The 22878-nt window shown below is 50.5% G+C and carries 14 protein-coding genes; 9 read left to right on the top strand and 5 right to left on the bottom strand.

Features of this window, described 5'->3' with window-relative positions; genetic code table 11:
- Positions 1–225: 225 nt before the first annotated feature.
- The 4 genes from P2W70_RS12715 (at position 226) to P2W70_RS12700 (ending at position 7820) form a co-directional block, all read left to right on the top strand.
- Positions 226–5625 carry an alpha-2-macroglobulin family protein gene (locus tag P2W70_RS12715; RefSeq protein ID WP_276481847.1) on the top strand — a complete coding sequence of 1800 codons (5400 nt, stop codon included), beginning with the start codon at positions 226–228 and terminating at the stop codon, positions 5623–5625.
- A gap of 117 nt (positions 5626–5742) precedes the next feature.
- The gene (locus P2W70_RS12710; protein WP_276481846.1) at positions 5743–6345 is read left to right on the top strand and encodes a hypothetical protein; all 603 of its coding nucleotides are present in this window, start codon (positions 5743–5745) and stop codon (positions 6343–6345) included.
- A gap of 106 nt (positions 6346–6451) precedes the next feature.
- Positions 6452–7282, top strand: coding sequence for a sigma-70 family RNA polymerase sigma factor (locus P2W70_RS12705; protein ID WP_276481845.1), 831 nt, complete (start codon positions 6452–6454; stop codon positions 7280–7282).
- 67 nt (positions 7283–7349) lie between these two features.
- The gene (locus P2W70_RS12700; protein WP_276481844.1) at positions 7350–7820 is read left to right on the top strand and encodes a carboxymuconolactone decarboxylase family protein; all 471 of its coding nucleotides are present in this window, start codon (positions 7350–7352) and stop codon (positions 7818–7820) included.
- Positions 7821–8195: 375 nt separating this feature from the next.
- On the opposite strand, the gene P2W70_RS12695 is transcribed toward P2W70_RS12700, so the two are convergent.
- The 3 genes from P2W70_RS12695 to P2W70_RS12685 form a co-directional block, all read right to left on the bottom strand.
- Positions 8196–9035: a toxin-antitoxin system YwqK family antitoxin gene (locus P2W70_RS12695; protein ID WP_276481843.1), complete on the bottom strand. Its 840-nt coding sequence runs from the start codon at positions 9033–9035 to the stop codon at positions 8196–8198.
- A 273-nt stretch (positions 9036–9308) separates the two neighbouring features.
- Positions 9309–10415 (bottom strand): energy transducer TonB, encoded by a 1107-nt coding sequence (locus P2W70_RS12690; protein WP_276481842.1) that lies wholly within the window; start codon positions 10413–10415, stop codon positions 9309–9311.
- A gap of 98 nt (positions 10416–10513) precedes the next feature.
- The gene (locus tag P2W70_RS12685) at positions 10514–12244 is read right to left on the bottom strand and encodes a M14 family metallopeptidase (RefSeq protein WP_276481841.1); all 1731 of its coding nucleotides are present in this window, start codon (positions 12242–12244) and stop codon (positions 10514–10516) included.
- Between the two features lie 132 nt (positions 12245–12376).
- Between P2W70_RS12685 and P2W70_RS12680 the strand changes: the two genes are divergently transcribed.
- The 4 genes from P2W70_RS12680 to P2W70_RS12665 are packed head-to-tail and all read left to right on the top strand — an operon-like array spanning position 12377 to position 16587.
- Positions 12377–13240, top strand: a complete 864-nt coding sequence (locus P2W70_RS12680; RefSeq protein ID WP_276481840.1) for an ABC transporter permease — start codon at positions 12377–12379, stop codon at positions 13238–13240.
- Entirely contained in the window at positions 13237–14514 is a 1278-nt protein-coding gene (locus tag P2W70_RS12675) for an ABC transporter ATP-binding protein (RefSeq protein WP_276481839.1), read from the top strand. Before P2W70_RS12680 ends, P2W70_RS12675 begins: the two co-directional genes overlap by 4 nt.
- A gap of 22 nt (positions 14515–14536) precedes the next feature.
- Positions 14537–15556: a glycosyltransferase family 2 protein gene (locus P2W70_RS12670; protein ID WP_276481838.1), complete on the top strand. Its 1020-nt coding sequence runs from the start codon at positions 14537–14539 to the stop codon at positions 15554–15556.
- Positions 15553–16587, top strand: a complete 1035-nt coding sequence (locus tag P2W70_RS12665) for a glycosyltransferase (RefSeq protein ID WP_276481837.1) — start codon at positions 15553–15555, stop codon at positions 16585–16587. Before P2W70_RS12670 ends, P2W70_RS12665 begins: the two co-directional genes overlap by 4 nt.
- Here P2W70_RS12665 and P2W70_RS12660 read toward each other — a convergent pair.
- Both P2W70_RS12660 and rpsT read right to left on the bottom strand, forming a co-directional pair.
- On the bottom strand, positions 16584–18812 hold the full coding sequence (locus P2W70_RS12660) for a S41 family peptidase (RefSeq protein WP_276481836.1): 2229 nt from the start codon (positions 18810–18812) through the stop codon (positions 16584–16586). The genes P2W70_RS12665 and P2W70_RS12660 overlap by 4 nt on opposite strands.
- Before the next feature lie 725 nt (positions 18813–19537).
- Complete coding sequence (gene rpsT / locus P2W70_RS12655; protein ID WP_276481835.1) at positions 19538–19801, bottom strand: 30S ribosomal protein S20; 264 nt, start codon at positions 19799–19801, stop codon at positions 19538–19540.
- 271 nt (positions 19802–20072) lie between these two features.
- On the opposite strand from rpsT, the gene P2W70_RS12650 reads away from it, so the two are divergent.
- Positions 20073–22820 carry a 2-oxoglutarate dehydrogenase E1 component gene (locus P2W70_RS12650; protein WP_276481834.1) on the top strand — a complete coding sequence of 916 codons (2748 nt, stop codon included), beginning with the start codon at positions 20073–20075 and terminating at the stop codon, positions 22818–22820.
- Positions 22821–22878: the final 58 nt, after the last annotated feature.

The raw sequence follows: 22878 nt of genomic DNA, 5'->3' as shown, positions 1-22878 counted from the left end.
TCGTCTACAATCACCTGTATGGACTCGTCCAGCATCCCTCCTTAGCTTTTCTAACTTATTTTTAATGGATCATCGAAATACAGCCGTAACGCCCGTCGTTACCGGCCGGTTTTCATGGTATTCCGGGATATTCTTACTAATACCTGCTACGAAAGCTGGGTAATTCCCGATATTTTGTATTTTTCGTCCGCTTTTCCTTAACAATCACGTCAATGTTAACCCTTTATGCGCAAACAATGTCTGGCCTTAACAACCGTCCTGGTTGTTATTTTTTTGTACGCCTGTAACAGGAACCTCGTTAACCTCGATTATACCAACGCCAAAGGCGAGGTGCAATCATTGGGCAACCTGGTATTCCGCTTCGACCAGGCGCTGGTAAACGATTCCCTGCTCAACCAATGGGATTCGACCGACTATATCGACTTCGAACCCAAGATACCGGGGCGCTTTCGATGGGAAACACCCGATCAACTGGTGTTTTCGCCCTCGAAACCACTACCACCCGCTACCAGTTTCAAGGCCAAGCTCAACAAAGACATCTTACAATACAGTGAGTATGGCAAGATCGGCAAGGCCGATGAAGTGAATTTCTCTACGCCGTACCTGCAGCTCGATGCTACCAACGTGACCTGGATGCTCGCCGATGGCAGCACTACGGCGATTCCCCAGATCGACCTGTATTTCAATTACCCGGTTAACCCTGCCACCATCAAGGAAAAGCTGAAACTCAATATCGGTGGCAAACCGGCTACGTATGAAGTCATCACCCTGTCAAACGATAGCAAGTTATCCTTGCGCATTTTGGGTATCAAGGCAGAAGACAAAGACCTCGACGCTACACTCTCGCTCGATAAAGGGCTGATCCCGGAAGGGGGCACCAATGGTACGAAGGAAGCCATCGAGAACAAACTGAGCATTCCCTCGCCCTTCAACCTTACCATCAATGACGTGACTGCAGAACACGATGGTACCGGCGGTACCGTCTATGTACGCACCAGCCAGCAGATCGTGATGGAGAATATTGCTGACCGTATTCAGTTTGACCCTGCGGTGAAGTTTACTGTACAGGAAACGGAAGACGGTTTCAGCATCAACAGCGAAGGGTTCGATGCCGATAAGACCTACGCGCTTAAAATATTAAAAGGCCTTCGTGGTAAGATCGGCGGTACCCTGCGGGAAGACCATACTGCTGATGTGGCTTTTGGTGAACTACAACCAGCGCTGAGCTTTGCCAATGGCAAAGGCGTTTACCTGTCGTCCAAAGGCAGTCAGAACATCGAAGTGAAGATCATCAACATCCCCAAGGTAAAAGTGATCATTTCCAAGATCTATGAAAGCAACCTGCTGGTCGCACAACGGTATGGATACTATCCTACCGACAACCGTAACGACGGCGAAGGTGAAGATTATTACGATGACGATTACGGCAACAGCGGTAGCCTTTCGGTAGGCGATGTAGTGTATGAAAAGGAGATAGATACCCGGTCGTTGCCCAAATATGGCAATAGCCGGTTGTTTACGTTCAATGTTGAGGACCGCCTGCCCGATTTCAAAGGCATCTACCATATCAAGATCCGATCTACCTCCGACTACTGGGTAAGCGATAGCCGCTTCATTTCAAAGTCTGACCTGGGTCTGATTACCAAAGAAGGCAAAGACAAGATCTACGTATTTACCAATAGTATCAAAACGGCAGAGGCTGTCAGTGGTGTCAATATCGTTGCCTATGGCAATAATAACCAGGTGTTGGGCGCCGGTACGACCAATGCGGAAGGGGTGGCGGAACTGCCCTTGACGCGCAAAGAGTTTGCAGGCTTCCGTCCGGCCATGATCATCGCCAAAACGGCCGATGATTTCAATTACCTGCCTTTCAATACGACCCGCGTCAATACTTCCCGCTTTGAAGTAGGGGGTAAGCGCAGCAACAGTACTGGCCTGGATGCCTTTATCTATGCAGAACGGGATATCTACCGGCCGGGCGAGAAAGTCAATTTCTCCGTGATCCTGCGTGACCGTTTGTGGAAGTCGCCGGGTGAACTGCCCGTGAAGCTGAAGTTCCTGATGCCCAATGGCAAGGAGTTGAAGACTTTCCGGAAAACCCTCAATGCACAAGGTTCAGCAGAAGGGGATGTCGATATTGCCGTGTCGGCATTAACCGGCAGCTATACACTCGAAGTTTATACCTCCAACGACGTATTGCTGGGCAGTAAGAATTTCAGCATTGAAGAGTTTGTACCCGACAGGATCAAGGTATCGGCCAAATTGGATAAGCCGTCCCTGCAACCTGGTCAATCGGCTACCCTGAGTGTGAATGCTCTCAATTTCTTCGGTCCGCCGGCCGCCAACCGCAACTACGAGATCGAGATACAGACCAAGACGCGGTACTTTAGTCCCAAGAAATATAACCGCTTCAGTTTCGGCCTGCAGAACCAGGGTATCTCTTTCGATAACTCGGTAAAAGAAGGTAGTACCGATGAGCATGGTAATGCTACAGTATCGTATTCCGTACCGGATATCTATGCTAATAAAGGCCTGTTACAGGCTACTTTCTTTGCAACGGTATTTGATGAAACAGGCCGCCCCGTCAGCCGCAGTACGACGGCCGATATTCATACCCAGAATGTATTCTTCGGTATCGCCAATGATGGCTATTGGTACTACCCACTCAACCAGGCGGTGAAGTTCCCCATCATTGCGCTCGATAAAAACGAGAACGTGGCCAGTGGCGCCAAAGCCGAGGTGAAAGTGATCAAACGTGAATACCGGACTATCCTCCGCAAAGAAGGCAGCTATTTCCGCTACGAATCGCAACAGGAAGACCGCGTGGTGGCCCAGCAGGCGCTGACCGTCAGTGGTGAGTCTACTGCTTTCTCTTTTGTACCCCGTTCTCCCGGTAATTATGAATTGCGGGTGGCGATCCCTGGTGCCGCCAGCTATGTCAGTACCACTTTCTATAGCTATGGGGCCTGGGGTGGCGACAACAGCTCATTTGAAGTAGACCCGGAAGGCAATATCGATATCGAACTGGATAAGTCATCGTACCAGACAGGCGAAAGCGCCAAGGTGTTGTTCAAAACGCCTTTCAGCGGCCGTATGCTGGTGACGATGGAGACCGATAAAGTGGTGTCGTATCAATACGTGAATGTAGAGAACAGGACTGCCTCGGTAGACCTGAAGCTGACGACCGAACACCTGCCCAACGTGTTTGTAACGGCAACGCTCATCAAGCCACATGAAGTAAGCGAGATTCCGCTTACGGTAGCACATGGTTACCAAAACCTCCGGGTAGAAGAAAAGGACCGCAAGATCGATGTGGCCATCGAGGCACAGAAAGCGGTACGCTCCCGTACACACCAGGTGGTAAAAGTAAAAGCCAAGCCAGGCAGCTTTGTGACCCTGTCCGCGGTAGACAATGGCGTATTACAGGTGAGTGATTTCAAAACGCCCGATCCTTATGGCCACTTCTACGCCAACAAGGCGCTGGAAGTACAGGCCTATGATATGTATCCCTTGCTCTTCCCCGAGCTGAGAGCCCGCCTGAGCAGTACGGGTGGTGACGGTGACCTGGATATGAACAAACGCACCAACCCCATGCCCGCCAAACGCATCAAGATCGTTTCTTACTGGAGCGGTATCGCCAAGGCAGATGGTAGCGGTGTGGCCAGCTTTGAATTTGATATTCCCCAATTCAGCGGCGAGGTACGCCTGATGGCCGTGGCCTATAAGGATGAAAGCTTTGGTAGCAGCGAGTCGGCCATTACTGTAGCCGATCCGCTGGTATTGAGTACGGCCCTGCCGCGCTTCCTGAGCCCGGGTGATACAGCCACCGTACCGGTGACAATCACCAACACGACCGCTAAAAGCACTTCTGCTACTGCTGCGTTGAACGTGAGCGGTCCGCTCAAAGTGATTGGCGAAGCCCGTCAATCGGTATCGCTCAATCCCAACAGTGAAGGCCGTGCTATCTTCCAGGTGGTGGCTGCTCCGCAGGTGAACGTAGGTAAGGTGAATGTGGAGGTGCAGGGCCTTGGCGAGAAGTTCAGTGACGAAACGGAGATCAGTGTACGGCCGGCTTCGCCGTTGCAGGTACAAACTGGTTCCGGCATCATTACCGGTGGAAACACACAGCGTGTTGCCATCCCGCTCAATGACTTTATGCCAGGCAGTGCTTCGTACCAGTTGGTGGTGAGTCGCAGTCCGGCCCTGGAGCTGGGTAAGCAATTGCGTTACCTGGTGCAGTATCCTTATGGCTGTACCGAACAAACGGTGTCTGCTGCCTTCCCGCAGTTGTATTATGATGATATGGTACAACAACTGCAATCGAGAACTACTAATTCTGGCGCCAATTACAATGTGCTGGAGGCGATCCGTAAGATCAAGCTGCGCCAGCTGTATTCAGGCGGTGTTACTTTGTGGGATGGCGAGGGCACCGAACAGTGGTGGACCTCCGTCTATGCGGCCCACTTCCTGGTGGAAGCGCAGAAAGCGGGCTTCGATGTCGATAAGACCGTGTTGAATGGATTGGTCAGCTTTATGAACAACCGATTGAAGAATCGTGAGCTGATCCCCTATTATTATAACCAAAAGGAGCAGAAGAAGATTGCGCCGAAAGAAGTGCCGTATAGTTTGTATGTATTGGCGCTGGCGGGCAAACCGAATGTGTCGGTCATGAACTATTACAAAGCCAATCCTTCACTGTTGAGCCTGGATGGTAAATACCTGCTGAGTGTAGCTTATGCCATTGCTGGCGACAAAGCCAAATTCAGGGAGTTGTTGCCGACTTCGTTTGCCGGGGAGGTATCTGTGACGCAAACTGGTGGCAGCTTTTATTCCGATATCCGGGATGAGGCGATTGCCTTGAATGCCTTGTTGGATGTAGACCCTGGCAATAACCAGATACCGGTCATGACGCAGCATGTGGCCAATAAGCTCAAGCAGCGTACCTGGTACAGTACCCAGGAGTGTTCCTTCAGCTTCCTGGCGCTGGGCAAACAGGCACGTGCGGCCAACAAGTCGACTGCGGTAGCCGAAGTGAAGGTAAATGGCAAGGTGGTTGGCAAAGCCGAAGCCAATACCCTCAAATTAAATGCGCAGCAGCTCGGTAACAATAATGTGGAGATAGCGACTAAGGGCGAGGGCCGGCTGTATTACTTCTGGCAAAGTGAAGGCATCAGTGTGAGTGGTACGTATATCGAAGAAGATAATTATATCCGGGTACGCCGCAAGTTCTTTGACCGCTATGGCAGGGCCGTTAGTGGCAATACCTTCAAACAGAATGATTTGGTGGTGGTGCAGCTCACGCTGGAGAAAGCGTACAACGGTGATGTGGAGAATATCGTGATCACCGATCTGCTGCCGGCCGGGTTCGAGATCGAGAACCCCCGCACCAAAGAGATACCGGGCATGGACTGGATCAAGGATGCTTCTACCCCTACTTACCTCGATGTGCGTGACGACCGGATCAACCTGTTTGTGGACCTGCACAATAGCCGCCAAACTTATTATTACGCTGTACGGGCTGTGTCGCCCGGTCTCTATAAAATGGGACCTGTAAGCGCCGATGCGATGTACAATGGTGAATACCATTCGTACAACGGCGCAGGCACCATCCGGGTAACTCAATAAATAGTACCGAATCTTGTTTTATCGGGGCCTCTTCCACAGCTGACCGCTGCGGTAAGTGGCCCCGGTTCTTTACCACTGTACCAAGCCATCGAAATTCAAAACAGTAAAATCTAACACATGAAACCCAAAAGATTATTAAGGATCTCTGTAGCCATTATTGGCATATTGGTCATTGGTACTTCTTTTCTGACCCCACCACGGCATCATACCCGGCGTGGGGGTGGAACATTCGTCATCGAATACAAAGGCAAGCAATATGTGTGCACCAAGCGCGATGGTTCTGCCATGCTCAGTGCAGATAACAAAGCCATGCTTTATTTCTCCGGCGAGCACCTCGCGGGCAAGCGTTCTTTCCGGCTGCAATTCAACTTCCACCCGTTGGCCACTTTCAAGCCTGGCAAATACATATTGACTACGCAGGAGAAACAAATGGACCAGCACCAGCAGGATGGCTGTGTGTTGGTAAGCTTCGTCACATTGGCGGAGGATGGCAACGATCCGGGCGAACAAAATCCGGCAGACCTGGCGGGCGATTCAGAAACAGGTAACGTCACCTTAACCAACATTGTAGTCAATGCGGCCGATCATAGTGCCTTACTGACAGGCACGTATGAGTTTACCGGTACCAATGCGGCCGATTATGCGACCGACAAGAAATTCTCCGTCAAGGGGAGCTTCAAGAACTTCGAGGTGAGCTACGCCAATCTATCGCGACCGTAATTGCCGGCGTCTATTATTGCGTTTGGTTAGAAATGATACACAGGCAGGGATTTGACTCCCTGCCTTTTTCTTTGTCTTACCTTTGCACCCCATCGATGTCTTGTTTATGAATGAATGGCGCCCACTGTTGACGACGTATGCCTACAATATCACCGGCTCGCTCGAAGAAGCTCGGGATATTGTGCAGGATGCTTTCCTGAAGTTCATCCCGGTCGACAGTGACCGCATTGAAGACAAGAAGAACTACCTCATCCGAACGGTCATCAACCTGGCCATCAATGCCAAGAAGCGACAGCAGAAAACCATCAGCGAGTACCCGGGGCCCTGGTTGCCCGAGCCCGTTGCCACCGAGCGTGCCGATGCGGGCATTGTACAGGAAGAAGTACTTTCCTATTCCCTGATGGTGCTGCTCGAAAAATTAAATGTAAAACAGCGGGCGGTGTTTATCCTGAAGGAAGCTTTCGATTATGACCATGAGGAAATTGCCGCGGTGCTCGACATCTCTACCGATAACTCCCGCAAGCTGCTCAGTCGTGCCAAAGAACAGCTACACAAGGGCGAGAAGATCACGAAACATCCGGTGCCAGCAGATTTTGTCAATAAATACCTGACCGTTATTCAACTGGGCGATGCAAAGCAGCTGGAGCAATTCCTGCATGACGAGATCACCCTGATCTCGGATGGTGGAGGTAAGGCGGTGGCGACCACTCGCCCGCTGCTGGGTATGCACAGGGTCACTACTTTCTTACAGGGTGTTTATAACAAAACGTATCGGGTACTGCGTGCCGAAGTACGGCAGATCAACCACGAGCCAGCTATTTTGTATTATCACGGCGATCAATTGGTTACCTGCATGGTCCTATCCATAGAGAATGACCGGGTAGAGCACTTTTACTTCATGCGCAATCCGGATAAACTGCGCCTCCTCCAAAAATAGTTTCCCGTTTTTGTCACGTTTTCTTTCCCTGCTTTGTTTTCTATTTATAAACAGTAAAACAATAGTTATGGAAAGGATCACATTTGCTTCATTACCAGCAGGGTTGTACCAGACAATGGCCAACGTGGAAACGTATATCGCCAGTTGCGGGCTTGATCATAAGTTTCTCGCATTGATCAAATTCCGGGTATCGCAGATCAACAATTGTGCTTATTGTCTCGATATGCATTACAAAGATGCGATTGCTGAAGGCGAAACTCCTTTACGCATGATCTCCGTATCGGCCTGGCGGGAAACACCCTATTATACACCACAAGAGCAGGCGGCACTCGCATTTGCCGAGTTGTTGACCCACATGCCCCAGGAGCAGCACAGTGATGGTATTCACGATGAGTTGAATAAGTACTATTCTAAAGCGGAGATTGCTAACCTGACGCTAGTGGTTTGCCAGATCAATTCGTGGAACCGGCTGGTGCGGTCGTTCGGGTCTGTACCAGGCAATTATAAAGTGCGGGAGAAATCAGGTGCGCACGAGTAAAGCGTGAATTTTATTCCGTGGTACCCATACGCCTTGGTTGATAACGGGCCTGGCATGACCTGCTGCGCGGGAAGTCACGGATCGTTGCCGTTTTTCTACCACTCATACCTGCTCAGCAGCCGTTGACTCAAAAGCGGCTGCTTTCCTGCGTTTATTGGATGATCTTTGTACTCTACTGTTCATCTGCCATACTATCTACTGCGAGAGGATATTTTGCCGGCAGTGCTCATTTGATTAGCCGTGCGATTGTTACACCACTACAACTGTTTCATGTTCACCTGATTTTTCCTACAGGGTACCCCAGTGATCAATAATGGGTGTTATTGATCATTGCCTGACTTTTTGGTGCAGGTTACTTCCTGATGCGTGCGGTCTTTAATCCAGGCTGGCTTGTTCGCTGTTGGTCGTATTGCGCGGGCCAATACGCTTGCTGCTGATCTCCCTGCCTTTGTGGTTATAAGTCTTTACGCCAACGATCCTGCCGGTGGGGGAGTAGTATTTCCAGGTGTCTTGCCGTACTCCTTTGTGATACACACCTGTTGAGCGCATAGCGCCGTCGTTGATCCATTCTTCCCATACACCTTCCCGCAATCCTTTATTATAGTAGCCAGAATCTTTTACATGCCCATTCGTATAATAGTTCATGTAAAGGCCATCGTGTATGCATTCCGTGAAGGGAGGCAGGTAAGGCAAGATGCTATTATCGACATTTTGCTCTACGCGATCTTCCAGTGCACGAGGTGTCGGTATATGTGGGTTGGCCGCTTTGCTGGCCAGTGTTACATACGAATAAACGGGGGTCAGCAATTGCCAGGCATAAGCCAGGTCTGTTTTGGCGATATCCGTCACCGTAAAGAAGGTAGCACGGCCACCACGTCGGGGAATTTCATTCTTGATGCGGTGCAGCAGGTAGGCATTGTAGGTGCGTATGGAGCGTGGTTGTCCATTGCTATACCAGCTTTTCCATTCGCCATCCGGTACATTGTGTACAAGCCGGCCGGAGTCGCACAGTTGGTGGGTGGGGTACCAGCTTTGCCAGGTACCATGGAGTTGTCCGCGTTTATAACCGCCTGTGAACAGCGTATCGCCACTGGCGTTAAAACCAATGATGGCAGATTGGTGGCGGTGTTTCTTGTCGATAACAATAGGTGTGATAACATGTCCCGAAGGATGGATCCCGATCGGGATCAGTACAGACTTGGAGGTAGTAGGCATGATACCATGTTGCGCCTTTGCAGAAGCTGCAACAAGTAATGCCCATACCATTGGTATGAGTAAATAGGTTTTCATGACATTGACAAGCTGGTACACAACAAAGTTACGCCACCTGTCATTATCTGCTACGTGTGGTAGAAAAAATTAATACCGTTCTAATTCAGTTACAGGTAACAGTGAGCTGTTGTCGCGGGTAAGCAGGCTTTTATTGCCATATGGGTTAAACACACATATGAGGAAGTTCCGATACAGGGTGTTTAAATTCCGCTACTCTCACCGATAAAATGGGATATTGTACTTGACGGTAAATTCAATTAGGCGGTTATGAGACACCGCAGGCGACCATTTTTGTTTTTTAAAGAATTCTGTTACTTCACGGCTCATGGCCTCATGGGGCGACCGAATGATCCTGAAATCCTTCATTTCGCCCGTAGCGCTGATGGTAAAAGTGACTGTTACGTCGCCCTGAATGTCCGACCTTTTAAGCTCCGTCGGCCAAAAGATGTTGTCCAGCATGTATTTTTCAAAATCCAGGAACCTGCCCTGAGCTACCGGAGGTTTCTGGATAGGGCAGGCATTGCCGGTGAAGTTGCCCTGCTCATCGTAACAATCCAGCTTGACGACCTTGCCGTTGGCGTATACCTCACGGGTGCTACGCTGTCCGTTCGGGTGATAGTATTCCCATTCACCTTGCGGGCTGTTATGAACATACGTGCCCATCGATTCGGGTGTGCCACCTTTGTTCCAGGTTTTCCAGATCCCTTCTTTGCTTTCTTTTACATATTGGCCGGAATCCTTCGGCGATCCGTCGGAATGAAAAGTAATCGTTGGGCCGTCGAGGATGCTGGTGGTTTTATCGCCTGCCATAATGGAGCGGAACTTGTCTTTCGGATCGAACTCAGCGACGATTAAGCCAGGTATGCTATCAGGATGCAGGTAACTGGTGATGGATTGCAGTTTGCCCGAGTCATTCCAGCTATACCAGCGACCTACCAGGTAGTTGTTGAGTATGGCACCGGAATCTTTCAGCTGTCCGTTAGGATGCCAGGCTTTCCAAAGTCCCTGCCTTACATTATCTATATAAGTACCTTCTATGGCTTTGATGCGTTTAGGATGATACAGCACGAATGGACCTTCTTTAATGGTCAGTGCTTCATCGCGAAACCAGGCGCGCAGCAATACATTGGTATCGCGATAAGCCGATACCAACAGCCAGCGGTCTTCCGGCTGCCGGATGGCGAGCGCAGGGAAGTCCATATTGGCCCTGGTGGTAAAATGCAGGTCGCTGGTGAGGTATTTGCGCACCGTGTCTGGCTGCTTTTTCTGGGCAGCGACGGGTAAGCTGAAGAATAAAATGATGACAGTGTATAAACGGGCCATAAGGATCGGGTTCGATGAAAAAGTAAACCGCGGGCGGCCTGCCCGCGGTTTACGCTGTTTAAGGTACGATCGAATTTTGTAGCGGACAACCGCGCCGGTTAGTTTTTAACAACTCTGTAAATAGGATACCGCATGTGGGCCGGTTCGTAATACGGGGAGTTCCTGTACACAAAGTCGAGTTGAGTGCTGGCGCTTTTGGCCAGGGTTGTATCCGTTGCTTTGCGTTCTTCCAGTTTGGTACGTACCTCCGGATGTTCTTTCAGGTATTGGGCGGCAATGTCCTCAAACGCGTAGCCGCTGAATCCTTCTTTCTGTCCCAGTATGCCATCGAAATAATTCCAGGCAAAATAAGAGTCGTCTGCCTGTGGCTCCAGCACTTCCACCAGGAAGCGGTTGGCTACCTGGTTCATGGGGATGTAGAAGTCACCCTTGCGGAATTTAACTGGTTGCAGTGTGGTGCTCACCTTAACATCGCTATTGAGGTGGTGCATCTCATAAGGGCGTGGGGATGACTTGTAATCTTCTATGCGGTATACTTCTACTTCGATGGTGGTGTCGCTGCTCAGGGGCTTCATCTGCACCTTATTGATCTTCAGCAGGTCGATCACTTTCCACCAGCCTTGTGGTACAATGTACGCGGATGGCTTCTTAATGGTGGTTTTCGCGTCGAAGTAGTTGTAGTATTTGAGCTCTTTGGTATAGGGCTTTGTGCGGTCGTAATAGAGGCGGGGTAGTCCCGAAACGTCACTGGGTTTACGGCCGGCTTCATAACCGGTGAAGGTGACAGTGTCGATCTGGTTGCGGTTGAGTGCCCAACTCACCGGGAAATCGGTTTGCTGTTTGACGGCAGCTTTGGTTCGCTCACGCAGCTGTTTGATGGCGTTGCTGTTGGTAGCCGTGAAGGCGATAAAGCTTTCCATCAGGGCATAGGTCGACTGCACGCGTTGTTCGTATGATTTCAGCATATGCGTTTCAGGTACGAATGCGAAGGTATGCCAGAGCGTTGCGTAACCGCTGCTGTAGCGGGGACCGTCGAAATAAGCGGTAAGGCCTGCATCGGGTGTGGCGCCGCCAAAACTTACATAAGGAACCAGGTGATAGCCTTTTTGCTGCATAAGGCCATAGATGCCCGGCTCAAATTGTTTGTGAAGGTATTCGCCCATCGCGCCACCGAGTTTGCTGTGCTGTGACGACAGCAAGGTCATCACGTGTTGGTAGTCGGCGCCGTTGCTCACGTGGTTGTCGATGAATACATCGGGATCACAGAGATGGAAGATCTCGGCGAAAGACCTGGCTTCGCGCGAGTCGGACTTGATGAAGTCGCGGTTGAGGTCGAGGTTTTGTGAATTGCCGCGGAAACCGAATTCGGCCGGACCGTTTTGATCCACGCGGTAAAAAGCGCTGCGGTTGAGGCAGCCGCCAATATTGTACACAGGGATGATCGCGAGCACGACATTGGCGGGCAGGGTTTTCTTGTTGGTGACGATATCGCGTACGAGCAGCATGCTGGCGTCGATACCATCAGGTTCGCCGGGGTGAATGCCGTTGTTGATGAGTATCACGCGGCGGTCTTTCTTTTTGAGGCTGGCGATATCTACATCCTTATCGGCGCTCACGATGACCAGGTGCAGGGGATAGCCGGCATCTGTGGGCCCCATAGTGAGCATTTTGATATTCGCAAAACGTGTATCCATCATTTTCCACCAGCTGATGGCTTCTTCGTAGGTGGGCGTTTCCAGGTGATTGGATTGTTCGTACCGGGTAGTGATGGTCTGGGCCGGTAGCAGGGCAGGGAACAAGGCTAAAAGGATCAGTAAAACGTTTCTCATTGTTGTGACTTAAGGCATAAAAATAAGGCAGTGTTCCCGAAAGGGGTCGCTGTGCAGGTCTTATTTCCGTTTATTTCGGTCGTTGTAGGATGACCGGCAATCGTTCATTATCTTTATCCTTAATATTAACACATGGCCGCAGATCCGGGTACCAACGATCACTGGGAATGGGAAATTGACCACCGGGCCCGATGGGGCATTGTGGATCTTCGTCAGTTATGGTCGTTCCGCCATTTATTAGGCAGATTGATCCGGCGAGAATTCCTGGTCAATTATCAGCAAACGATGCTGGGGCCACTTTGGGTAGTGTTGCAGCCTGTACTGACATTGGTCGTATATGTTCTGGTGTTTGGCAGGTGGATGGCGGTAGATACTGGTACTGTTCCCCCTGTCTTGTTTTTTTTAAGCGGCATCTTGCTCTGGGGTCTTTGCAATGACCTATTTACCGGCACAGCGTTCATTTTTACTCACTATAGCTATCTATTCACTAAGGTATATTTCCCCAGGGTGATCATCCCTTTGTCGATCGGAGGAACGCACCTGGCCAGGTTTGCCATCCAGTTTTTTTTACTGATTGGCGTTCTCTTTTTCTACGGGATAACCGGGCGTTTCGAATTTGCGTTTAATGCCTGGCTGTTCTTTGTATTGCCGGCTGTGTTGCTGACGGCGGCCTTTTCGCTTGCTATGGGGCTTATATTTTCCATTGCCACGGCCCGCTATCGTGATCTGTCGAATATCGTTCACCTGGGTATTCGGCTCGCCATGTTTATAACTCCGGTAATATATCCGGCAGCGATGGTGCCTGAAGGCCTGCGCTGGCTGGTACGCATCAACCCGCTTAGCGCGGTATTTGAAGTATTCCGGTATGGGTTATTGGGGCAAGGACTATTTACACCCGGCGATCTGATCTATAGTGTTGTATTCATTACATTGTTTTTATTGTTTGCATTAGCCTGGTTCAATAAACTGGCAGCAAAGCTTATCGATGTGGTATGAGTAAAATCGTTATTCAGGCTTCACAGGTCTCTAAATTATACCGCCTGGGCACCGTGGGTACGGGCTCGCTGCGGCAGGATGTACAACGCTGGTGGTCGAGCGTTTCCCGTGCTGGCCGTTCCTCGTTCTTTCAGGAGCGGGGACGAGGCGATGCGCCAAATTTATGGGCCCTGAAAGACATCAACTTTGATATTCGCCAGGGAGAGGTTTGGGGTATTGTGGGAGACAACGGCGCCGGCAAGTCTACTTTGCTTAAGATCATTACACGCATCATACAACCTACAAAAGGCGTGGTTCGCGGTCGGGGAACAGTTGGTAGCCTATTGGAAGTGGGAACGGGATTTCATCCCGAGCTCTCGGGCAGGGAAAATATCTATATCAGCGGATACCTGTTGGGGATGGACAAGCAGCAGATTCGTCAGCGATTTGACGAGATCGTTGCCTTTTCGGGGATAGAGCAGTTTCTCGATACACCGGTAAAGCGGTACTCTTCCGGTATGTATGTGCGACTGGCATTTTCGGTAGCTGCGCACCTCGAGCCCGATATTCTGATCATGGATGAGGTGTTGGCGGTAGGTGATACTTCCTTTCAAAAGAAATGTCTCGATAAAATGCAGCAACTGGCACGCGATGGCGAACGGACCATCCTGTTTGTCAGTCATCAAATGCCCGCCGTGCGGCATTTATGCCAGCACGCGATGTGGTTACATCAAGGGCAGATGGTTGTATCTGGAACTGCCACGGAAGTCGTGGACAAATACATAGGTAGCATGCAGCAACAGCGCCTGGTGCAGCAATGGGATGATCCCGCAGCCGCGCCTGGTAATGAGTTTGTACGTATCCTGTCAGTGGAAATGATCCCGGCATTTCTGGAGGGGCAGGAAACCATCGACATACGCACGCCGTTGACGGTACGGTTCTTGATCGATAACCGGATGTCGGGAGCACTCTTGAATGCCGGATTACACTTATATAACTATGCAGGAGAGTGCATCTTTGATGTGGCTTCTACGGCAATAATCTGTGAGGCTGGTCGAGTGGTAGGTGAATGCCAGATCCCTGGTCAGTTCCTCAATGATGGTTCTTATTATATTTCCCTGATCATTGTTCGGGATACATCGATCCCTGTGTATTACCACGAGGGGGCCATTCATTTTGAGGTGGCGGATTACCGGGAAAATACAAGCTGGTTTGGTAAATGGAAAGGAGCCGTGCGTCCTCATTTTCCGTTCCGGTTTGGGAATCAACAACAGCCGCCATCGATAACTATATAACATTTCAACGATAAAAGCAGCTATGCAGGAAGTCCGAATTCCAGAACGTCCACCACACATACTGCCGTTGCCGGAAGGGATGACCCGTCCGCGCTGGTCGGTCATGATCCCCGTGTACAACTGCTATCGTTTTCTGGAAGAGGCATTGAATTCAGTTCTGTTGCAAGGCTATGCAGCAGCGGACATGCAGATCGAAGTGATCGATGACGGGAGTTCGGATGGTGATTATGCAGCGCTCGTGTCCAGGCTCGGGCAAGGCAGGGTGGATTACTTCAGGCAGCCACAAAACCGGGGCAGTCTCAGGAATTTCGAGACCTGCATCAATCGGTCACGGGGAATTTACGTACATATATTACACGGCGACGATCTGGTAAAGCCTGGCTATTACCAGGCAATGGACCATCTCTTTGATAAATATCCCGGTATTGGAGCCGCTTTTTGTCGTTATGTGTATGTGGGTGAAAGTGGCAAGCCTTTGTATTACCGGAATGAAGAAATGTCCATGCCTGGTGTCCTGGACGATTGGCTCCTGCGCCTGGCCCAGCGACAGCGGCTGCAGTTTTGCACAGTGGCCGTGAAACGGCATGTTTATGAACAACTGGGGGGCTTTTATGGAGTAAACTATGGGGAGGATTGGGAAATGTGGATGCGGATTGCGCAACGATATCCGGTAGCCTATGATCCTGCAGTACTCGCTGCGTACCGGCTCCACAAAAATTCTATCTCCGGGAGTTCTTATGCCAGTGCTAAAAATCTCCAGGACCTGCAATGGGTGATCGGGACCATCCGGCAATACCTGCCTGTTGAGCGGCAAGACGAGTTGTATCGGGAAGCCATGAGGTTTTACGCGCATTATGGCATTAAGATCGCTAATGACCTATGGTATGGGTTGCACGATAAGCAAGGGGCGAGGGTACAGGTACGGGAAGCCTTGTCGATGCATGCAGACCCCTTGATGATCTGGAAGATCACCAAGTTGTACGCCAAGATGGCTTTGAATATTACTTCATTTATTCCACGTAAAAAGCAATCAGACATTTGATAAAAGCAGGCGTCACGGTCCTTATTTGTACCTACAACGGAGCCGACAGGCTGCGGGTAACCCTACAACACCTGGCTGCCCAGGTGCTTCCTGATTTTTTATCCTGTGAAGTAATCCTGGTTGATAACGCTTCGACGGATCATAGCGCTGCTTTCGCGCAACGTGTATGGTCGACTTTTAATAGCGGTCTTACTTTCAAAGTGTTTGATGAACCACGGCCGGGATTGACCCATGCCCGCGAGCGGGGTTTCCGGGAAGCAGCCTACGAGTACATCATTTTGTGCGATGACGACAACTGGCTTTCGGAACACTATGTACGACATGCCTATTCGATCATGGAAGCGAATCCCCGCATCGGTATCCTTGGCGGTCTAGGTGTTTTTGCATTTGAATCAACGCCGCCTTCCTGGTTTGGAGCTTTTAATCTTTACGCGGGTGGTGCTCAGGCAGCCCAAAGTGGCGCGGTTGCCGATCACCTGGTATACGGGGCGGGAGCCGTACTTCGTAGGTCGGCTTACGAAAAGCTGCTAAATCATGGATTTGAACCATTATTGACAGACAGATTGGGCTATCAACTGAGTTCTGGAGGAGATCATGAATTGTGTTATGCCCTCGCACTGGCTGGTTACCAGGTTTGGTACGATGATAGACTATTGTTTCACCATTTTATTACTTCGGGCAGACTTACCCAGACGTATTGCCAGACCTATATCAAAGAAAGCAGTCGTTGCTTTGCTGTACTGGAGCCTTATAAAATCCTGCTTAAAACAGGTAACAACTCATTGACCAGCTTTCGCATGGAACTTTTAAAGAGCTTTGGATACCACGTACGAAAATTGACCGCCCTCATGGTCTCTCCACCGGGCAAAACGTATGCGACGGATCGGGGCATCACGCTGCAACTGGACCGTATGTTATTACGCCTGCGGCTGGCATCCTACCGGGAGTTCAAACTGATGGAACAGCATTACCGGCGTGCCGTCGCCTTTCGCCAGCGTTTTCTTAGCCCTTCTTCCACCAAATCTGACTAATTGCCGGCATACTGTATCGCCGCTTCCAGCACTTCATCTTTTCCATCGATCACGCCTTGCAGGGTAGGTTTTACTACCTGATCTATTTTGACGCCTACTCTTTGTGTAGGGGTGGAGTCTGGATAATACACGCCCAGTCCGGTCATAAAGGCGGTGTACCCTCCGGGTATCGGTATTCGGGATACGTTGCCGTCGGAACCAGCCGTCTGGCTGCCCATGGTATGGCAGCCTGGCACTGTCTGAAACATCATGGTACTCCACTCGGCATGGCTTTGGGTGGTTTCGTTGACCAGCACGATCACTTTTCCGGCGTACAGAAACTTTCCGCGGCGGTTCGGGGTGGAAGGCCCGCATTTGAGCGGTAAGGTCGATTGAAAGGCGCCGGGGTATGCAAAGGAGGGATAGGTGCAGGTGGCAAACGGAACTTCACCAGCAAGCAGGTATTCAACGACATGTTTGGCGGTACTACGTGGGTAATTGCGGATATCAAAAATAATGGCACGGGTATCTTGCAAGAGCGGCATGATCTGATCGACTTGAGAAACGGTGAGTAGGCCCATGTTGAGGTAGCCAATATTGCCGGGCAATATTTTATGGAGTACCGTATCCAGCGGCCGTTGGTAACGAAGCTGTGCGAATGGGTAACGGGTGAGTTGATAAGTAGCAGCGGTACCTGCACGCCTGATAGTAACGTTGATCTTCGTCGTGTTGCCACCGGTGATCTTGTTCATAGCATTCAGCAGGTGCCATTCCCCTGTTTCATTGGAACCGCCTGTAAGGCCTTTTCTGGCAGCCACCAGGTCTTGTACGGATTGGCCTTCTATCTGCTCAATGATATCTCCTTTTTGTAAGCCACCGGCCCTGGCCAATGAATCGTTGTAAACGCCTTTCACCACCAGTTGCTGGTTGATGATGGTAAAAGTGTAGGGCAAATAATGGTTGTATGCTTTGTTGATCACGGGCGAGTAGCTACTGGCATGGTTATCCCGGACACTATGAATAAAGGCAAACAATGCCGTATGGTAAGCCAATGAATCCCTGGCTTCTGCTATCCGGGGCAAAAAGGCTTCGAGTACTTCATTCCAGTCACGTCCGATGATGTGTTTGTTGGGGGCAAAGTATTGGATAATATTCCAGTAACGAAAGAGGCTCAGCAGGCGATAAGCTTCGCTGGGGTATTCAGCTTCCCGCCAATTATACTCCATGTCTTTGACCGACACATTGCTGGCTGGGTCATAGGTTGCGTAAACGCCGGTTTCGCGGTGCCGGTTGATGAGCAGTTCCTGCCATTTGTTTTGCAGGGCCTGGTTGAAGTGGGAATCCTTCATCCATCTTAGGTCGATATTCATGGTCTGCAAGCCATCGGGTACGGCGGCGTCGCATTTTTTGCAGGGTGGCACCGGACCCAGTCCATCGATCCAGCTCAGTAGTTCCCCACTGAAGGTTTCGTCATTGTTGGCTGCTTTTACCCGGGGCAGCAGGCGCATCAGTTCTCCATCCCAATTGAATTGTCCTTTGGCGACCAGGGGATGATAATATTTCAGGTATCCCCAGGCCTTGCCCAGCAACGCCAGGTAGGTGACCTGTGCAGGCGTGAGTGGGGTGATGGTTTCGCCGATGGGCGAGCACGCCGAACGAGTGGCGTACAGGGGTTTTCCATCGGCCAGTATGGAAATATTATCCAGCGACAGACTACCCTTTCCGATGTAATAGGCTGAAATGCGCAGATGGTCTGTAGGGAACCGCAGGTCACCCAAGGGCATTTTGGTCGTATAGTGAACCCAGTTGGCCGATTCGGCAATCTTAAAACCTCGCTGTATTACCTTTTTTTCTCCCCGGTCCTGAAACAGGTTGAAGCCTACTATAGCTTCCTTCAGTGGACCGGTGCATTTGGCATACAGCGACAGGGTTAGCGTGTCGCAGGGTACGTCGATGGAAAGGGTATTGGTGACCTGCCCTTCCGAAGGGTTGGCAGCTTCGGGTGTATAGCGTATGACGAGGGCATATCTCCCTTCCTGCACTTCCGTGCTATCGACCGTAATGGTGTAATGCCGGTCCTGGAAGGCGGTGCGTGTCCAGGGGGCAAAGGAGCTATTGCCGGGGGCGGATCGCTCGAACCCCAGGTTCCAGGGATCGGGGGAAAGGGGGGAGGGCTGGGCGCAGGTGATATGGCAACTTGCCAGCAAACTGGCCAGGGCGAGCAGGCGGAGGGAATTCAATTTCATAGAAATGGTGTTGTGGGGCAAAATGACCGTGTTGCTGCATTGACGTACCGGATTGGCTATGGGTTGGGTAAACGCAGCGATCGATGGCCTGTAGGAGGAATGTTCGTTCGGGATAGGTCCTGCCTTCTTAGGGTTTACCAAGGGTATAGGTAGGGTCATCTCAGGGTCATGGTAGGGATAAAACCCAAGGATGACCCAAGGATAACCCTAGGATGACCCTAGGATGACCCTGGGATGGGAGGTTTAAGATAGGAGGAAGAAGCCCGCAACAGGCCGCGCAGGTTGACGACGGATCAGATAGGTGATTGTGCCCGGATAGTGGTTTGAAAAGTCGTTTGCGGGTGATTGGTCACAGAAAGGGGAAGGGCGGCAGGCAGGCGAAAAAAGTGGCCTGTTGTGGTGAGTTTGTAATCAGTAAGCTTGCTGGAGCAACTCGGGGAGTTGATAGGGGGATGAATCTGCCCGGATAGACATTACGTCGAAGCGGCTGCCACCGCTTGTGACGATCTGCAAGTCATTTTGAAGGTTGTGTAACCGATGGAGAATGGCCTTTTGGATGAAGTGTTTCGGTGCGCAGCGGGGAAGGGCTGCTGACCTGGCGAATGGTATCAATACCCAATACGGTGCTCGTTCTATTGATAATGAATTAGTTACGTTTGGGCAAAAAAAATAGTCCCGTCACGAGGACGGGACTAGCGTTGCTTTATAAAGAGTTTCGGAAAAAACTATTTAGCTGCAGCCAGTGCGTTCACTTTCTTAGTGAGCTTGCTTTTCAGGTTGGCTGCTTTGTTCTTGTGAATGATACCTCTTTTAGCGAGTTTATCGATCATAGAGGCAACATCAGGCAGTTGGTCAGCAGCTTCCTTACCAGTCTTCAGCGCTTTCAGGTCACGGATGGCATTACGGGTAGTTTTTCCGTAATACTTATTTCTTTCCCTGCGTTTTGTAGCCTGACGCACATCTTTTTTGGTAGCCTTATGATTTGCCATTGTCTTTCGAAAAATTTAGGACGGCAAAGGTAGGAGTCATCATGGAATTATCAAAATAAAAGGTCTTTATTTTCCAAAAACGATCGAATTAAAGCGAATTTAATGCATCGCCTGGGATTTAGCACTGTTGCGGTGTTCAAACAACCTAACCTCATTCCCTGTTATCTAAATGCAATAAAATAGCCCCAACCTCTGTTAATCAGACATTCGTGGCTATATTTGTACCCCGATTTCAAATACCTATATTCTTTTAGCATTCAATGGCTTCTTCATGAAGGACTTTTCGTACATCACCAGTTCATCTCCGGCTTTTATTGAGAGTCTCTACCAGGATTTTGTGAAAGACCCCAATACGGTGGATCCGGAGCTTAAGAAATTTTTTGAGGGTTTTGACTTTGCCGTAGGTGAAGGGAAGGCCGGCGTCAACGGTACTGCCACTGCAGAAACCGGTGTTGCCGGTGGCATCGACTGGAAAAAAGAGGTAGGTGCATACCGTCTCATTCTCGGATATCGCAATAAAGGTCACCTGATTGCCAAAACAAACCCCATCCGGCCACGCAAGGACCGGGGCGCGAATCTCGACCTCGCTTTCTTTGGTTTCACCGAAGAAGACCTCGATAAAACCTACCATGCCGGCAATATGATTGGCCTGGGTACTACCACCCTGCGCAAGATCCTCGCACACCTGCAAACCTGCTATGCAGGTCATGTAGGTACCGAATTCAAATACATCAGCGACCAGAAAAAGGTCGACTGGCTGACTAACGAGATGGAGCGAAATTTCAGCAAGCCCATCGCTGTGACGCAGAAAAAGCGGATCCTGGAAAAGCTGAACCAGGGCGTACTGTTCGAAAAATTCCTGCATACCAAATACATTGGTCAGAAACGCTTCTCCCTCGAAGGAGGTGAATCGACCATTGCTGCCCTCGACGCGATCATCAATACCGCTGCGGACCACAACGTGCAGGAAGTGGTGATCGGTATGGCACACCGCGGTCGTCTCAACGTACTAGCCAATATCATGGGCAAGACCTACGAGCAGATCTTCAGCGAGTTTGAAGGTACTGCCAAGCTGGACCAGACCATGGGTAGTGGTGACGTGAAATACCATATGGGTTATGGCAGCGAAGTGCAAACGCCCAACAACAAGACCATTCACCTGAAGCTGATGCCCAACCCTTCGCACCTCGAAGCGGTGGACCCGGTGGTGGTAGGTTTTGCCCGCGCCAAGGCCGATGTGCTGTATGCCAGCGATTTTGACAAGATCCTCCCCATCCTCATTCATGGTGATGCTTCCGTAGCCGGTCAGGGTATCGTATATGAAGTGGTACAAATGAGTGAGCTTGATGGTTATTATACCGGTGGTACCATTCACTTTGTGATCAACAACCAAATTGGTTTCACGACCGATTTTGAAGATGCCCGTAGCGCCGACTACTGTACTTCTTTAGCGGCGATGATCCAGGCTCCGGTGATGCACGTGAATGGTGACGATGCCGAAGCGGTGGTGAAGTGCGTAGAGATCGCTACCCGCTACCGCCAGGAGTTCAACACCGACGTATTCATTGACCTGGTTTGTTACCGCAGACATGGTCACAACGAAGGAGATGACCCCAAGTTCACACAACCTCAGTTGTATGGACTGATCGAAAAACACGCCAATCCCCGTGAAGTATACACTAACTTCCTGTTGGAAAACGGTGAAGTGGATGCCAAGGAAATGGCGAAGGAGATGGAGAAGAAATTCTGGGCCGATCTACAGGAGCGTTTGGATGAAGTGAAGCAAAAACCGCTTCCCTATCATTACCAGCAGCCTGAACTGGACTGGAAGAGCTTACGCAAGGCGACCAGCGAAGATTTCGATGCCAGCCCTGTTACCGCGATCAACAACGACGATTTCAAGAAAGTATTCGACGCCCTGATGACCTGGCCTGCCGACTTCAAACCTTTGAAGAAAGTAGAAAAGATCCTGCAGGATAAAGTGAAGCTCTTCAACGAAGAGGGTAAAGTAGATTGGGCTACCGGCGAGTTGCTGGCTTATGGTAGTCTGTTGCTGGAAGGCAAGGATGTGCGCATGAGCGGACAGGACGTACGCCGTGGTACCTTCTCTCACCGTCACGCTGTACTGCGCGACGAGAATACCGACAAAGCTTATAGCCGCCTCAGCAATATTCCCGGTGCTACCGGCCAGTTCCGTATTTACAACTCGCTGTTGAGCGAATACGGTGTACTGGGTTTTGAATATGGTTATTCCATGGCCAACCCCAATGCCCTGGTGTTGTGGGAGGCACAGTTCGGTGACTTCTGTAACGGCGCGCAAACGATGATCGATCAGTTCATCGCCGCCGGCGAACAGAAATGGAACCGCATGAATGGAGTGGGCATGTTGTTGCCGCACGGTTATGAAGGACAAGGTCCCGAGCACAGCAGTGCGCGGATGGAAAGGTTCCTGCAAATGTGTGCCGAGCTCAATATGGTAGCTACCAATATTACGACAGCTTCGAACTTCTTCCATGCATTGCGTCGTCAGTTGGCCTGGAACTTCCGCAAGCCATGGATCAACTTCAGCCCCAAGGCCAACCTGCGTCACCCGGGTACTTACTCGACCACGCAGGAGTTTACGCAAGGTGGTTTTAAAGAGGTGATCGATGATGTTTTTGCAGGTAATGCCGATGACGTGAAGAAGGTATTGTTCTGTAGCGGGAAAGTATATTTCGACCTGGCCGAGCGTCAGCAGAAAGAGAACAGGAAGGACACTGCGATCATTCGCGTGGAGCAACTGTATCCGCTGCCGCTTAAGCAACTGGAAGCCCTGTATGCCAAGTACAGCAAGGCTACCTGGTTCTGGGTGCAGGAAGAGCCGTTGAACATGGGCGCTGCCTCGTTCCTGCAAATGAACCTGAAGTCGATCAACTATGGTGTGATCAGCCGGCAGCCTTCGGCGTCGACGGCCACCGGTTACATGAAGGTGCATACGCAGGAGCAAACGGAGATCATCGATACAGCGTTTTCGATCTAATACTCATGAGCCAGCTGGTTCATCGGGTAATAAGAAATCAATAAAAGAAGGAAGTGCG

The sequence above is a fragment of the Paraflavitalea pollutisoli genome (assembly GCF_029360705.1).
Lineage (GTDB): Bacteria > Bacteroidota > Bacteroidia > Chitinophagales > Chitinophagaceae > Paraflavitalea > Paraflavitalea pollutisoli.
The sequence above is the reverse complement of the archived record's forward strand: the minus strand, read 5'-3'. Positions and strand labels throughout refer to the sequence as shown.

Coding starts and splice junctions, on each gene's coding strand:
- P2W70_RS12715 (WP_276481847.1), top strand. CDS start 226: ATGCGCAAACAATGTCTGGCCTTAACAACCGTCCTGGTTGTTATTTTT.
- P2W70_RS12710 (WP_276481846.1), top strand. CDS start 5,743: ATGAAACCCAAAAGATTATTAAGGATCTCTGTAGCCATTATTGGCATA.
- P2W70_RS12705 (WP_276481845.1), top strand. CDS start 6,452: ATGAATGAATGGCGCCCACTGTTGACGACGTATGCCTACAATATCACC.
- P2W70_RS12700 (WP_276481844.1), top strand. CDS start 7,350: ATGGAAAGGATCACATTTGCTTCATTACCAGCAGGGTTGTACCAGACA.
- P2W70_RS12695 (WP_276481843.1), bottom strand. CDS start 9,035: ATGCCTACTACCTCCAAGTCTGTACTGATCCCGATCGGGATCCATCCT.
- P2W70_RS12690 (WP_276481842.1), bottom strand. CDS start 10,415: ATGGCCCGTTTATACACTGTCATCATTTTATTCTTCAGCTTACCCGTC.
- P2W70_RS12685 (WP_276481841.1), bottom strand. CDS start 12,244: ATGAGAAACGTTTTACTGATCCTTTTAGCCTTGTTCCCTGCCCTGCTA.
- P2W70_RS12680 (WP_276481840.1), top strand. CDS start 12,377: ATGGCCGCAGATCCGGGTACCAACGATCACTGGGAATGGGAAATTGAC.
- P2W70_RS12675 (WP_276481839.1), top strand. CDS start 13,237: ATGAGTAAAATCGTTATTCAGGCTTCACAGGTCTCTAAATTATACCGC.
- P2W70_RS12670 (WP_276481838.1), top strand. CDS start 14,537: ATGCAGGAAGTCCGAATTCCAGAACGTCCACCACACATACTGCCGTTG.
- P2W70_RS12660 (WP_276481836.1), bottom strand. CDS start 18,812: ATGAAATTGAATTCCCTCCGCCTGCTCGCCCTGGCCAGTTTGCTGGCA.
- rpsT (WP_276481835.1), bottom strand. CDS start 19,801: ATGGCAAATCATAAGGCTACCAAAAAAGATGTGCGTCAGGCTACAAAA.
- P2W70_RS12650 (WP_276481834.1), top strand. CDS start 20,073: ATGAAGGACTTTTCGTACATCACCAGTTCATCTCCGGCTTTTATTGAG.